Raw genomic sequence first — 13,142 nt, 5'->3', positions numbered from 1 at the left:
TTTGTAATAACAATAACCTAAATAAAACAGGAAATAATAACAAATTCCGATAAAATCATTCCATTTCCCCCGTTTTTTTAACGTTTGCAAGGAGAGTGGATATGGCCAGAAGACTACGATGCGCTGAAATTTTTCTTGTTTACAACAAAATAAATTCATTGACAATTTGTTATAAACATAAAATAATAAATACGAAATGTTACTACAATTTGAACCAATCAGTAAGGGGAGGGTGACTCAGTACTGCAACCGCTTTCGGATGGTTGGACAGATTCGGCGCAAAACAAACTGGGGTTACCCGGTATATAGCCAAAGGAGGAACGAATGTGAGAACAAAATTGCAAAAAGGGATCGCCATCGCTACCATGGCGTCGACCCTAGTATTCGCTGCCGGGCAATGGACGAGCGCATCCGCAACGAAGGAGCCGATTCCGGCTTGGGCTTCGGCGGAGCTGGCTTATTGGGTGGAGGCCGGTTTATTGAAGGGGGACAGCAACGGGCTGCTTCGCCCGCAGCAAACGATCAATAGGGCCGAGTTTCTGACCTTCGTTAACCGTGTGTTCAATTATCAGGCTTTGAGCGATAAGAAGTTCGGGGACGTAGACGCTTCGGCCTGGTACGCCGCGGAGATCGCCAAGGCACATGCCGCAGGCATTCTGCAGGGAAACTCCCGGGGCAATGCTCAGCCCCTGTCCGCGCTGACTCGGGAAGAGGCGGCGCTGATTCTAAGCCGAGTGTTCGATGTAGTTTCCGCGAATGCCCCGTCTGGAACGTTTTCTGATGATGCAGCAATCTCCTCGTGGGCGGCATCTGCAGTATATGCGCTGAAAGAAGCCGGTTACGCGCAAGGGGCGGGAGGAGCGTTCCAGCCGAAAAAGGGCATGTCCCGCGCTGAAGCTGTCAAAATGATCAGCAATATCATGGGCAGCCTGATCTCCGATTCCTCCGTACACGAGAATGTGAACGGACGCAACGTGGTGGTCAACACCGCTGGAGGAGTCCTGAAGGGCGCGAAAATCTCCGGCGATCTGTATCTCGCTCCAGGAATCGGAAATGGCGGCTTCACCCTTGAGGACTGCGTCGTCGAAGGTACGATCTACGTGCTCGGGGGCGGAACTCAGGGCATTGTTTTGAAAAATACGACGGCCGGCACGATCAAGATTAATAACCCGCAAGGCCAACCTAAGCTGACCTTGAGCGGAAGCTCTTCCGTGAAAAACGGGATCGAAGCGCTGACCGGCGCCGCAATCGTTAACGATTCGACCGCTCCGATCGGCAGCCTGAACGTTCAAGCAGGGGCATCGGCAACGATCTCCGTTAGCGGAGATGTCACACTCCTAACGGTAGATTCTGCAGCAGCCGTGAGCCTGGGAGCCTCGAAGATCGGAACGTTGTCCTTCACCAAGCAGGCCAGCGGCGCGAAAGCCAAGCTGGACGGGAAAGCGCAAGTCGGCAAGGTGATCGCGGATGCAAGCGTATCGCTGACCGGCTCCGGCGAAATTGGCGAAGCCGTCGTTAACGCGGAAGGCGTCGCTTTCGAGAAAGCGCCAGGCAAATGGACGTTAAATGCGAAGAGCGCGACTATCGCCGGCAAATCCGTCACGCAAAGCTCCTCCGGCAGCGGTGGCGCAGGCGGAAGCGGCGGGAACTCCGGCGGCGGGACCGTGGATATGAGCACGAAAATCTACAGCCATGAACAGGTACTTAGCGGATTCGCGGAGACTGGAGCCTACGGAGACGTGAAGCAATATGTACGCTTCCTTAACGATGATACCTACAAACCGAGTGAGGCAAATGCCGTCATAGCCGCAACTCTGCCGAATTTTACGAACTCTCTCACATTCGTCAACGCCGATTATGACGTAAAACCTTCCATCTTCGCTGCCTTGCGCAGCGTCAACACTTCCGTTCTGGACGCCAGACGGGAGAACCTGTGGATTGGCACGGACAACGGCGTCATGAAGATCAATTTGGCTACAAACGCCATAACGGAATATACAAAGGAAAACAAACAGCTTGCGGACAACAAAACGCTGCTTCTGATCTCGGATGGCAGCTCAGGCGTCTTCGCTATTACCGAGAACGACGTATCGTACATTCGAAAATAAGGAAAGGGGACTGAATCCATGTTCAATACGACCAAACGGACCAAGCTGGCGGCGGGTGCGCTGGCGGCGGCCATGCTCTTCTCGCTTCCCGTCGGCCAGGCGTTCGGAGCGGCCGGCAAGCCTGCAGGAGCGCAGTATCAGACCTATCAATTGGAAGCTACGCCGACGAAGCACGTTTCCTACTATAAAGCGGGTGTGACTCTGCCCGAAACGATCGCTTGGGTGACTACGAAGGATGATTTGACGTTCCTGCCTGCCGCAGTAACCGGAGACGTAACGAGCGCGATCAAGGATACCGACGGCATCTATTGGATCGGTACGACGAATGGCCTGCAGCGCGTCAACTTCAAGGAGAAGGATGCCCGGGACATCGTCCAGTACATGGCCGGACCGCGGTATATGTATGGCGGAGACGACGTCGTCACTGGCTTGGCCAGCGACGGCCAAGGCGGCGTATGGGTGCGAACGGCAAGCGGTGTGACGCATATCGAGCTGCGAATGAAAACTATTCTGGATAAAACACAAGTCTACGAAAAGTTGAACGATTCCGTGCAGGATCGCCGCGGCATGGTAACGGGAACGGAATATACGTTTACGCCGGATTCGGGTCAGACGGGCATTGATTTCGACAAGGGGGCGTTTACGTCCAATCCGAAGACAGACGATAATGACGGCTTGTGGACGTCCATGTATGCGATCGGGGAAATTTTCCGCTATCGGACACTCAAGGCGGAGGGCGCACAGCAGAGCGAGATTGATGCGGCCAAGGCGGACGCGATTCGGGCAACGAAGGCGGTATTGCTGCTGGATTATGTTTCGGGACGGGGCAACGGTTTCCCTGCCCGCTCCTACATGCTGACATCCGAGAACGCGGCTCAGACGACGACAGGCGACGACTATGGGTATCAGAGTCAGAACGGCTTCTGGTTCCATCATCGCGTGAGCGTGACCGATGCCGTCTATGCGGCCTCCAATCCGATCATTCCGACGATGCAGCGGAGCGACGGCGTGCAGCCGATCGGCTATTCCATCGTTCGAGTGACCAAGGATTCGGTGAAAAAGAGCGGCGATAGGCTATTTCCGTCCGGCGGTACGAACGTGCTGAACTACAACGGAATCGGCTTAAGCCAGGAGGCGATCGACGAGCTCAACACGACGCGTCCGGTTGGACAAAAGCTGGGCATCGATATTAAAACCAAAGTGGATACGGTGGACGGAGTCGATGTGTATCAGGTTATGCCCGTCATAACAGCTAAAACGAACAACAATCAAGCTGACGAAGACAAGACGACCAGCGCGAGCAATCCTCCGCTGTTCCAACTGACCGTTCCGGTGTACGAACGGATTCCGACCTTCTTTAATGACCTGTTTCCATCAAGCGCCATCGACTCCGACGGCTTCATCGACATGAACCAAATCGTCTATAAAGCGGATACTTCCTCCGACGAAGTGGCGGGCCATTCCGCGTTGTTCTTCACGGCTTATAAATACTTATGCGACGATTCGTCGGATACGCAGCTTTCCGAGCTGAAGAATTACGTAGTGGAAGCGACGCACCGCATGGCCAATCTGATTCTCAAAAATGATAACTACTATATCGAAGATGCCACAGGAAAATCCACGCAATGGTCGCGTTGGCTGGCCAAATATTTCAACGACGGCACAGGCGTTATGCAAAGTCAGCCTCAATGGTCCTCCAAGGTCGGCGTGGACGCCAACGGAGACGATGCTCTGTCTTACGGCTTCGAGGACGGCCCGCTTAACGCGCTGCAACTGATGGCGTTCTTGAAAACGGCGTCTACCGTGACGGCGGAAGCTTATCCGTTAGATTCGGCCAGATACCAGGCGGCATACGATATGGCTTTTGACGGAGAATACAGCAAAGCTGAGCCTTATGTTAACGGTAAAGGCTACATTCATCTGGCACAGGAATATATCGAACGCCGCCTGATTCGTCAATCGACAAATGCTTACAATCATATGGGCAATGAAATCGTTACTAGCGACAACTATCGGTATACAGGAGATCAGCAAAAAGACAGCAACATAAACTCCACCCTGCACAACGACTGGACGCAGTACATCAACTATTCCGACGAAGAGCTCGGATGGTTCCCGGTCTATCAGTTGGTTTTGCAGGAACAGGATTCGGCTAGACGCGCGGAGATTGTCGCCGCTTTTGATCAATGGTACGAGAACGAGGTACGCGAAGAGAACCCGTTCTACACGTTCCTCTATCAATTGGCTCATCCCGAGGATACGACCGTAGACATCGCGTCTGCCGTTCGCTACATGTATCGCATGCCGGAATATTTGGTTTCCTTGCCGGCACAGTACAATCGTCAAGACGTGTTCTTCATCGAAAACGGGGACAGGGACAAGAAAGATAAGCAGGTGAACTACGCCCTGCCGACGGACGAACGCCGAGTCATGAAAAACAACGGCAATCCGTTCCGTACCGACGAAGGCAAGTACAGCGTCGACCCGAACTTCAACTATACGTACAAGACGATGGAGAGCGGAACGATCGTTACGCTGCCTTACTGGCTGGGCCGCTACTTCGGAATCATCGAGGAAGCTAAATAATGAAAACACCCCCAATGTTAGAAATAAGCTAACCCTGGGGGTGTTTTTTCATAACCGATTATTTGTCCCGTTCCCGCGCTTCCTGGCTTCCCTCGTCTCCGTACCACAGTCTGCGGAACGATTCGCTGCGCTCCAGCAGTTGCTCCGCCGTTCCCTCCGCCTCGATTCGACCGTCCTTCATAACCAGAATGTGGTCGGCGCGAGCAAGCGCCGCTTTACGGTGAGACACGACCAGGCAGGTCGCGTCTCCTCTGTCGCTGAACAGCCGCTCCCATAGCTTCTGCTCGGTTTCGACATCGAGCGCGCTCGACAAATCGTCGAATACATACAGCTCCGCGTTCCGCACGAGCATTCTCGCCGCCGCCGTCCGCTGAGCCTGACCTCCGGATAGCTTCACCCCTCGCGGTCCGATGACTGTCTCCAACCCTTCGCGAAAATGTCGCAAATCCTCCTCCATCACCGCCGTATGCAGCGCTCTGTCCAACTGCCCGCCTCGGTCTTCAAGACCGAGCAAAATGTTTTCGCGCAGCGAGTCGCTGTACAGCCTCGGAACCTGAGCCGAATAGGCGCTGCGCGGCGGGATAAAGAAATTGCCCGCGTCGTCCACCTCGCGCCCGTTCCAGAGAACCGTCCCGGCATCCTGCGGCAACAGGCCGAGCAGCGTGCGAACGAGCGTCGTTTTGCCGGAGCCGACCGGTCCCGTAACAACGGTAAAAGTGCCCCGCCGCAGATGCAGCCCGATGTCTTCAACGCCCCTTCCCGTCTCCGGATACCGATAGGTTAACCCACTGACATTGAGCTGCTCCAACCGTCCTTCCGCGCTCAGTCCCGTCTCTGCAGCCCTTGTCTCCCGTTCCTTTTCGCCAAGCGTGTTCGCCTCTGTCAACACTTGGGCCGGCGCGCCTTGAAGAAGGCCCGTCAGCCGCTCCAAAGCGACCGACATTTGCTTGAAATAGGTCAGAAACTTGCCGAAGTTGGAGATAAACTGGGTCACGAACGTCAAATAATAGACGAACAGCGAGAAATCGCCGACCGTGAACTCGCCTCCGCGCATTTTGTGTCCGGCCAGCAGAAGAATCAGTCCCGTTCCCAGGTTCACCGTATTGGAGAACACGGAGTCCAACGCTTCGGACATCAGCTTATCCTTGAGCATCGACTTGCGGCGGTCTTCATTGAGCTTTCTGAACCGTTCCGTCACGCGATGCTCGGCGCCGGCCACCTGAATGGCTTGCACGCTGCCGAACATTTCGCTGATCGCTTCCGTCACCTTCGCTGTCGATTCCCGGCTTGCCGCTCGATACTTCTGCAGCCTTGTTGTGGCGAGTTGCGCTGCGATAATTACGATGACGAGAGGTAAAAAGACGAGCGTCGTCATTTCAGCGTCGATTCGCAGAAGAATGAAGCACGATACAACGGCGAAGCAGGTCATGCCGAAGACGTCTACCGACCAACTGACCGACTCCTCCGATTGATCGACGTCGTCGCGAAAGTGGCTGATTGCCTCCCCCGGCGAGCCGGGAATCGCCCGCGCACCCGGACGCTTCAAAATGTGCTCGAGCACGTTGCGACGCAGAAGCATCCCCGCTCGGAAGCGGAAATTGACGTCCGTAATGAATCCCAGATACACGATTGCGCTCCTGGCCAATGCGAACCCTACCAGTAGCGCAACCAGAGCCCATATACTGAGTCCAGTTGCCGCATGTCCTGTCAACGAGTCGAAAAACTCCTTCGTGACAAGACCCGGCACTACCGGCATCAGATAAATCGCAGTCCAGACAAGCGCATTAAAAATATACCAACCCGGACGGTAGCGAATCATCCGCCACATATACGAGAATGTACTCATGACAATACCTCCTCGAGGCCGGCGGCCAACATGCGGCTGAAGCGCGAATTCGAGTCGGCTGCCAACGCCTTTCTCGGCCCGCTCTCAATGATGCGCCCCTGCTCCAGAACGACGATTTTATCCGCACGTTCAACCGTTGCCAAACGGTGCGCGATCATGATGCAGCTCCGACCTTGCAGCAGCTTGTCGACGGCACGCTCCAGCCGATGCTCCGTTAGCGGATCGAGCCGCGACGATGCTTCATCCAAAATGACCAGACCCGGATCGGTCAAGAACACCCGAGCGAAGGCCAGCAATTGTCCTTCCCCTGCGGATAGACTGCCGCCGCCCGAAGCCAACGACGTATCCAGACCGGCAGGCAGAGAATCGTACCAATCGCCCAGTCCCAGCTCGCGAAGCACGCCGATCATCCGCTCGTCGGGTACGCTTTCGTCATAGAACGTCAGATTATCGCGAACGCTCCCTTGGATGATTTCAATGTTTTGCGTCACGAATGCGACCTTCGTCCGAAGCTCGCCAAGCTTGCACTCGCGAATGTCCACGCCTCCGAGCCGAACGCTTCCCTCACGGGGATCGTAGAAACGGAGCAGCAAACGCGCCAGCGTAGATTTGCCGCTGCCGGTCCGACCGAGCAGCCCAAGCACTTCGCCGGGGGCAAGCCGCAGCTCAATGTCGGCCAGGGTCGGCTCGTCATCGTACCCGAACGTCACGCCGTCGAATACGACCTCCAACGGACCCGAAGGCAGCTCCGCTCCCGGACCGTCCTCGATTTTCGAACGCGTCCCCAACAGCTCGCGAATGCGCACCAGGCTGGCGTCTGCCTTCTGCAAATCTTCGATCTGGGTGCGGATCTTCTCGATCGGCTTGGCGAGCAGTTCCGTATAATAGAAAATCAGGTACACTGTCCCGATCGTAATGCTGCCCTGCTTCCAGAGGTAGGCACTGATCGCAAACGCCATCGCGTTGCCCAAGGCAAACACGATAATCGTCGTGACCCACATCGAGGCGAACCCGAGGAAAGCTTTCGTACGCAGTGGCAGCATCCGGCTCAGCAAGCCGTAAAAACGTCGCATAACAAAACCGGTCGCTCCGTTAGCCCGAGTATCCTCCGTTCCCTCCAAATGCTCGCCGATAAAGCCGTAAAACTCGGCATTAATCTGCCGCCACTTCGTCCAGACCGGCAGCGCAAACTTACGAATCCACTGGATGACGAACACGGCCCCGATCACGAAGAGCAGCATGCCTGCTCCAATCAGCGCATTTTCTCGGAAAAGGAGGATGATGATCCCCGTCATTAGCAGCAGGTTGCCAGCCAAATGGATGATAAAGCTGGAGAAGAAATTGGCAAGCGCGTTCACATCGCCGTCCACCCGTTCGATGATCGAGCCTGTCGTATTCGACTTATGGAACGACATATCGAGCTTCAGACCGTGCTCGGCCAGATCGCCCCTTAACTGATTGGTCGTGCGCCAAGCCAAATTCTCGCTCACATAAGTCGCCACGACTGAGACGACCTGCTGGAACAACGAAAAGCCGATAAATAGCAGCGCGGCGTAATAAAGCGGTTCTAGCGAACGATCCGATTGCGCCGTATCGATAAAATAGCGAATGATTTGCGGATTGACCAGTTGCAAACCGATCGAAGCGAACAGCAGCGCCGCCAACCCAATAAGCGTTTTTCGCTGCGGCAGCAGATATCGGCTCAGCATCTCGTAGTAATGGCCGATGGATCTGGTTTTTGCGGTCTTTTCTTTATTTCCCATGCCTAACCCCCTTGCGCCTCAAACGTAACAAAAGCGATAACCGGCCCTGTTACAGGGGTTATCGCCGATTATTTGACTGTATCCGAATCCTCTTCAGCCGTCAATCCGCCCAATGGCAGATTGGTCCGTGTCGGATAATGCGCCTTTTCTCAGCCTAGAAAGTCTTATCAGCTTGATCTGAATCCCGCACACAGCCCATCAATCCCGAAGGCCACCGCACAGCCAACTAAATAACGAATCAAATCCACCGCCAAGAAGCCATGACCTAAAATCAAAGCCCCCAACGTCGTCGCACGAATGGCGTTGATCCAGTCCGCTTGATACAGTTGGCTGAACTCGATCGCAAAGCTGAAGCTCAGCGCCGCCAAGAAGGCCATCAGTCTGCTTCTTTTTATTAATAGCGCCCGGAAGCCGCAGTAGACCATCGCTGCCCACAATGCGTCTCCGGCGTGAGCCGAAATCAATGACGGCAACTCCGACGAATACTTTCTGACGCCGAGTCCCAGAACGATAAGCATCGCTGCGGCCGCCAGATAAAGCATGCGATGTTTTATTGTGTCATTCACAGTTTCTTGCCCAATACATGGTTCAAAGGAACCGCTCCGATCGATCGGCTGTCGTCGCTATGATTGCGGTTGTCGCCCATCACAAACACATGTCCAGCCGGAATCTCCCACTTACCTTGAGAATATGCGTTCATCGTTTCTTTAATATACGGCTCGTCGAGCTTTTCGCCATTGCGATATAGCTCTCCGCCGTTGATCTCCAGCACGTCTCCCGGCTTGCCAACTACTCTCTTCACAAAGTAAATACGATCTTCGTCCCTAGTCAGCAATTGTATCAGCGGATTCTCCATCACGTCGTCCATAAAGCTGCGATCTCGGCTAATCCGGCTGTCAATAATGACGATATCTCCATACTCGGGCATGTAAGAAAAAGTGTGAGACAGCTTGGATACGAATAACCGTTGATTATCGCGCAGCGTCGGGTCCATAGAGTGTCCGTCCACTCGATAGGGTTGAAGAAAAAAGATGCCGATTAGCAGCGACAAAACATAGGCAATCGCCAGCGAGCCTATCCAACTACGTACTCTCCTGAACAACTTCACGCGGACACTCCTTTTTTTACTTTTTCTACTATTCTAGCACGATCGCCAATCGAAATCACATTTTCGCCGGTGTAAAAAGAAGAGCAGGCGCCCCGCCTGCGCCGATCCGCTATCTTCGTGCGGGTCGGGTTGGGGGCGCCTGCTTTTTGTTTTAGCTTATAGGAACGCTAGTTTTCCCAGACGTTAAGGCGTTACCGAAGGATCCTGCGGATTTGCAGTGGGTGTTTCAGTTGTTGGAGTTGTCTGAGCCGCTGGGATCATTCCAGAGACTGGCGCCGAGAGCTTGTTAAGTGCTGCATTCGTGCCGTCCCCCGCTACAGATAAGACATATATGTTGTAAGTCACACCAGCCTTCAAGGTGTCGTGGACGATCGTACTATTCACAGAAAGCACAGCGGAACTCGTTCCCAGCCCAGGGGTTGCAGACGCTTGGCCAAGCAGTTGAGTTGCAGTCGTCTCATTTAAATAGGTTGAAGAGTTTACGACAAGTATGGCATAATTCGAAATCCCCGTCCGAGCCGGCTCGGTCCAGCTGACAATCAGCTTATCCACGTCTAGGAATGCGTTCAATCTTGTAACTTCCCCCACCTGAACCGGAGAGGAAAGACTGATCGGGGCCGAAGGAGACGACAGCGAGCTATTGCCGCTCTTGGCTAAGGAAAGCACGAATACTTGGTAGCTGATCCCGGTCGTAATCGGAGCTTCTTCTGGTAGTGTCTTAACCACGTTAGCTCCATTCGGTTCAATCGTCATTGTCGGAGCTAAGTTGATTGCAGTTGCTAATGTAAGGCCGCTCGTACTTGGGACAACAAAGATTCGATACTCTTTAATATTGCTCTCGTCTGAGGCTTTATTAAAGCTAACTTGCAAATCCGTGCTTTTTCCCGTAACTGCTACAACTGTCGCGGTAACGCCTGTCACTACGGGAGCATCTGTAGTCTTCAAAATCACCGTAGGAGAAGCAACAGATAGAACATTCACCCGATTACCAGCACCGGCGCCGACCGACAGAACGAAAATACGGTAAGCCAGACCATTTTTGATCTCTTGATTGTTAATATCGCGTGCACCGCTGGCCAGCGTTAGGCTGGTAGCGGAACCAACGCTGACTCTCGTGTACCGAGCTGAATCTGTAATTGCGTTAGCATCGTTCAGTCTGAACTGACCAGCTTGCGTATCTGGCACCACGAAGACTCGGTATTCCCCGATGTTCGTTTCCACCGAAGCTTTCGTGAACGAGACTTGCAGATCTTGACCGTTGCCGTAGTCGGCCACGTCCGTTCCCACGACGTTCGTCACAGCCGTCACTGTGCCCTTGTTCTCCAGCATAATCGTCGCCGAAGCAGTCGACAGCGCATTGCCATAAGCTGTCGATGTACCTACAGACAGAATAAACACCTTGTACTTGATTCCGTTCTGAACCATCGCGCCGTCAATATCACGTGAATCGGTATTCAGTTCTTGGGTGATATTGGCGTTTTTCTTGTAGATAACCGTATAGTTCGGATTGGCATTCGCAGAATTCAAATCAAAGTAAGGCGCCGCATTTTCCTTAACGACATAAGCCCGGTAGTGAGCAATATTGTTCTCGTTCGCAGCTTTCGTAAACGATACACGCAAATCCTGTCCGTTGTTGTAATCGGCGACATCGCTAACAGCGACGTTCGTTACTGCCGTGACATTATTGTTGTTAAGCATGATCGAAGCGGATGAAGATGACAATGCATTGCTGCCGCTCACCGTGCCCACCGACATAACGAATACCCGATAGGCGACTCCGTTCTGAATGGTCGCCCCGTCCACGTCGCGCGCGCCCGCTGCCAACGCCTGAACGATGTTCGAGTTCTTTTTAGCGATCGTCGTATAGTTGCTTGAATTCGTGACCGCATTTGCAGTAGCCAAGCCGAAGCTGCCGGCGTTCCACTCCTTGACGACGAAAACGCGATAATTCTGAATCAACGATTCGTTAGCAACTTTCGTGAACGATACTTGCAGGTCGCGTCCGTTGTTGTAATCGGCAATATCGCTGACTGAAAGATTGGTTACAGCTTGAACTCCGGAGATCTTGAGCGTAATACTTGCGGAAGCCACCGAGAGCGCATTAGCATAATTGCTGTTGTTAGACACGCCCATGACGAACACACGATAAGCGACGCCGTTCGTCAACCTGTTGCCCTTCGTATCTCTCATATTCGAAGTAAGAGTAATGTTGTAGTTGCTGCCCGTTCTGTATTGATCGTAATAATTGCCGGAAGCTACGCGATTCGCTTCCGTCAGGTTAAAGCTCGAGTAGTCGGCCTCTCTAACGACGAAAATACGGTACGAGCCGATTCTGGATTCGTCGTTAGGCTTGTTGAATATCACTTGCAGGTCGCGGCCGTCCCCATTGTCGTCCACATCCGCCACTCCCGTAATGACCGGAGTCTGAGCGGAAGTTCCGAGCGTCGTCGATGCCGAACCGGTTGATAGCGAGTGCGACCAGTTAGCCGTATTCGAGCTGACTGCCATAACAAAAGCCGTATACGCGACTCCATTACGGATTGAATCGCCGGAAGTGTCCCGAGCGCTCGAATTTAGCGTTACGTTAATCGCGCCCGACCCCGACGTTTTGGCGACAGTCGTATAGTACGAGCTGGACATACCGTTCGCTTGAGATAGGTTAAAGCTGGAGGCATTGGACGTTTTAACGATCATCACTCTGTAGCCCGTAATGTTGCTTTCGTTAGAGGCTTTAGAGAACGAAACCCGCAGATCGCGGCCGTCGGCATAATCGCTGATATCCTCGATCTTAACGTTCGTCGCTTGACCGACGGCAGGATTCGATTTCAACGTAATCGAGATCGAAGAGTCGGAAAGAGCGTTCGAATCCGTCCCTAACGTCAGGACAAATACTTTGTAAGCTTGATTCGCGCGAAGCAGCGCTCCGTCAACGTCTCTGCTCTGCGCAGTTAGCGTTACGCGCTGATAAGAGCCAGACTTGGATACCGATGTATAATTAGCCGCACCGACGGACAAAGCCTTGGCCAGATTAAAAGAAGAGACGTTCTCCGCCTTCACGACCAGAATCCGATAGCCATTGACATTCGCTTGGTCGGACGGCGTCGAGAAGCTGACCTGCAAATCGCGGCCGTCGCCGTTTTGGGAAACTTCCGTTACTCCAAGCTGCGTAACTTTGCCAACTTGCTGGATTGCCTTAGTCGTAATGATGACGCTTTGCGACAGTTTATCCCAGCGTACGTCGTCGCCCAGTGCTTCGCTGACGAAACGCACCGGAACCATCGTGCTTCCTTGCAGCACGCGAGCCGGAGAATCCAGCGTTACCGTCTGATCGTTGATCGTGGCCGTTCTGGCGCCGATCGTCAGCACGATCGTCGTATCCCGCTTCTTGGCCGTAACCGTCTTGGCCTTCTGGTTCCAGATCACCTGCGCGTTCAGCGCCTCGAAAATACTGCGCAGCGGCACCATCGTATATCCGCCGATCAGTAATGGAGGTTGGGTCGTCTGAAGAACTTGGCCGTCGATGAAAACACGGATTGGAGTGGCGGCTTTGGCTTGTTGCGGTTGATTAAAGAATGAAAATACGATAGCGAAAGCGGCTAACAAGGAAAGAAATTTGCGCACTTGACTCATCCTCTCTGAGTAAATAATTAAGCTTCGTGTGTCTGCAAGCGGCTTATTCCAACATTCGGCGTACGGAGAGTTCTCGGCTCCGCGCCGAATGTCTCCGATCT

The 13,142-nt window shown here is 53.6% G+C and carries 7 protein-coding genes; 2 read left to right on the top strand and 5 right to left on the bottom strand.

Translation table 11 applies throughout. From position 1 onward, the window contains the following. Window positions 1-326 precede the first annotated feature (326 nt). Both J4772_RS02365 and J4772_RS02360 read left to right on the top strand, forming a co-directional pair. Complete coding sequence (locus tag J4772_RS02365; protein WP_209074012.1) at window positions 327-2,108, top strand: S-layer homology domain-containing protein; 1,782 nt, start codon at window positions 327-329, stop codon at window positions 2,106-2,108. An 18-nt stretch (window positions 2,109-2,126) separates the two neighbouring features. Then, on the top strand, window positions 2,127-4,694 hold the full coding sequence (locus J4772_RS02360) for a hypothetical protein (RefSeq protein ID WP_209074011.1): 2,568 nt from the start codon (window positions 2,127-2,129) through the stop codon (window positions 4,692-4,694). 58 nt (window positions 4,695-4,752) lie between these two features. On the opposite strand, the gene J4772_RS02355 is transcribed toward J4772_RS02360, so the two are convergent. From J4772_RS02355 to J4772_RS02335, 5 genes are all read right to left on the bottom strand, one after another. Further along, complete coding sequence (locus J4772_RS02355) at window positions 4,753-6,540, bottom strand: ABC transporter ATP-binding protein (protein WP_209074010.1); 1,788 nt, start codon at window positions 6,538-6,540, stop codon at window positions 4,753-4,755. Beyond that, window positions 6,537-8,303 carry an ABC transporter ATP-binding protein gene (locus J4772_RS02350; protein ID WP_247740986.1) on the bottom strand — a complete coding sequence of 589 codons (1,767 nt, stop codon included), beginning with the start codon at window positions 8,301-8,303 and terminating at the stop codon, window positions 6,537-6,539. Before J4772_RS02350 ends, J4772_RS02355 begins: the two co-directional genes overlap by 4 nt. A 167-nt stretch (window positions 8,304-8,470) precedes the next feature. After that, the gene (locus tag J4772_RS02345; RefSeq protein ID WP_247740985.1) at window positions 8,471-8,821 is read right to left on the bottom strand and encodes a ribosomal maturation YjgA family protein; all 351 of its coding nucleotides are present in this window, start codon (window positions 8,819-8,821) and stop codon (window positions 8,471-8,473) included. Between the two features lie 44 nt (window positions 8,822-8,865). Next, on the bottom strand, window positions 8,866-9,411 hold the full coding sequence (gene lepB, locus J4772_RS02340; RefSeq protein ID WP_116065410.1) for a signal peptidase I: 546 nt from the start codon (window positions 9,409-9,411) through the stop codon (window positions 8,866-8,868). 183 nt (window positions 9,412-9,594) lie between these two features. After that, entirely contained in the window at window positions 9,595-13,032 is a 3,438-nt protein-coding gene (locus J4772_RS02335; protein WP_209074009.1) for a copper amine oxidase N-terminal domain-containing protein, read from the bottom strand. Window positions 13,033-13,142: the final 110 nt, after the last annotated feature.

The sequence above is a fragment of the Cohnella sp. LGH genome (assembly GCF_017671885.1).
Lineage (GTDB): Bacteria > Bacillota > Bacilli > Paenibacillales > Paenibacillaceae > Cohnella > Cohnella phaseoli.
Note: the sequence above shows the minus strand (reverse complement) of the source record. Positions and strands in the feature narration are given on the sequence as shown.

What these genes read in the sequence shown, in the direction of transcription:
- J4772_RS02360 (WP_209074011.1), top strand. Translation starts at nt 2,127, where the DNA reads ATGTTCAATACGACCAAACGGACCAAGCTGGCGGCGGGTGCGCTGGCG.
- J4772_RS02355 (WP_209074010.1), bottom strand. Translation starts at nt 6,540, where the DNA reads ATGAGTACATTCTCGTATATGTGGCGGATGATTCGCTACCGTCCGGGT.
- J4772_RS02350 (WP_247740986.1), bottom strand. Translation starts at nt 8,303, where the DNA reads ATGGGAAATAAAGAAAAGACCGCAAAAACCAGATCCATCGGCCATTAC.
- J4772_RS02345 (WP_247740985.1), bottom strand. Translation starts at nt 8,821, where the DNA reads ATGCTTATCGTTCTGGGACTCGGCGTCAGAAAGTATTCGTCGGAGTTG.